This window comes from Parashewanella curva (assembly GCF_003675895.1).
GTDB classification, from domain to species: domain Bacteria; phylum Pseudomonadota; class Gammaproteobacteria; order Enterobacterales; family Shewanellaceae; genus Parashewanella; species Parashewanella curva.
Genome location: NZ_ML014934.1, coordinates 1 through 1,588, shown reverse-complemented (window position 1 = coordinate 1,588; position 1,588 = coordinate 1). Strand labels below are relative to the sequence as shown.

1 protein-coding gene is annotated in these 1,588 nt (G+C 37.8%); it reads left to right on the top strand.

All coding sequences use genetic code 11. The features are described from left to right. The first annotated feature begins 187 nt into the window (after nt 1-187). Nucleotides 188-1,510, top strand: coding sequence for a hypothetical protein (locus D5018_RS21280; RefSeq protein ID WP_121840967.1), 1,323 nt, complete (start codon nt 188-190; stop codon nt 1,508-1,510). Nucleotides 1,511-1,588 lie beyond the last annotated feature (78 nt).

Below are 1,588 nucleotides of genomic sequence, written 5' to 3'. Positions count from 1 at the left end.
AAGAATAAATCCTTAAAATTCAATACATAAAAGAAATGTTAAAATTTTCTTTTCGCACAAACGTAAAGCGAAAACCTGACATACAACGATAGATCACAACAACTATAGCCAATAGATCACAAACTATCAGTGATTTCTGTATTACCATATAGGGCATTATTTTTAATCAAAAAGGACAGTGCTTAGCATGGCTTCACGAATACAAGAAAAAAAACACCTGAGTTTTAATTCTCTCAGAAAGAGCTTGTCTCAGCATATCAATGCAAGCACAGATTCAAGAAAGAGTTCTGCGTCTCAATATGCTCATCATGATGTTGTCATGAGTGGTTTTGCTTGTATGTATTTTCAAGATCCTTCCTTAGTGCAGTTTCAGCAGCGTTTGGAAACCAGTAGAGGGCGTAACAATCTACAAACTCTTTTTAATGTCCATCAAACGCCTAAAGAAAGCCAGATGCGTGAAATATTAGATAACCTTTCTAGTGAATCCTTTGCCCCTGTTTTTAAAGACTTCCACGAAAAGCTCAGGCGCCACCTTCACCTTAAAGAGTACGAGATCTTACCCAATATAATTATGTGTGTGATTGATGGGGTGCAGCATTACAGCTCCAAATCAATTTCTTGCAAATGTTGTTTGCACAAAACTCATAAGAATGGTGACAAGACCTATTATCACTCGGTTTTACAAGGTGCGATTATGCACCCCGATAAACGCCAAGTGTTGCCCGTTATGCCAGAAGCGATAAAGAATGGAGACGGTAAAGAGAAGCAAGACTGTGAAATTAACGCTGCTAAACGTTTTGTTAATCGCCTCTATAAAGCTCATCCGAGACAGAAGTTTATTTTAGGTGGTGACAGTCTTATGTCACGTCAACCGCTGATCGAAGACGTACTTAATAAAAACATGCATTATTTGTTTGTTGCCAAGCCGACAGATCATGTTTATATGTACGAGTGGCTGGAGGCATTTCCAGAACTCCCCACCACAGAGTACGTGGATGAAAAAGGAAAAACTCATCGTTTTTACTGGCAAAACAATGTGCCGCTAAATGGTGGCGCAGATGCTATCAAGGTGAATTATCTTGAGTATCAACAGATAGATGAATCAGGAAAAGTGACTTTTAAAAACAGCTGGGTCACAGATATAGAAATCACAGATAAGAATATAATTAAACTCGCAAAAGCTGGGCGTTGTCGATGGAAAATCGAAAATGAGTGCTTTAATACCCTGAAGAATCAAGGCTATAACATCAACCATAATTATGGTCACGGTAAAGAAAACCTGAGCTTTAATGTTTATCTGTTAATTTTACTCGCCTTTTATTTCCACCAAATTTTCGAATTAACTGACGGGGCATATCAAGTCTGTCGAAAACGAAATGGTTCAAAGCGATATATGTGGGAGCAACTGCGTTCAATCATAACATTTGCAGTATTTGAAACTTGGAATGAGCTGTTGGCTGTAGTTACAGATCCTGATGAGTTTGAAAGTAGTATTATCAAAAAGTCCTAAAGCTATGAAAAGATTTTATGCGTTTAATTACGTAGGCTTGCTGCTGCCTCTAAGAAAAGCTGAGGGTATAAAATACTG

Coding starts and splice junctions, on each gene's coding strand:
- D5018_RS21280 (WP_121840967.1), top strand. CDS start 188: ATGGCTTCACGAATACAAGAAAAAAAACACCTGAGTTTTAATTCTCTC.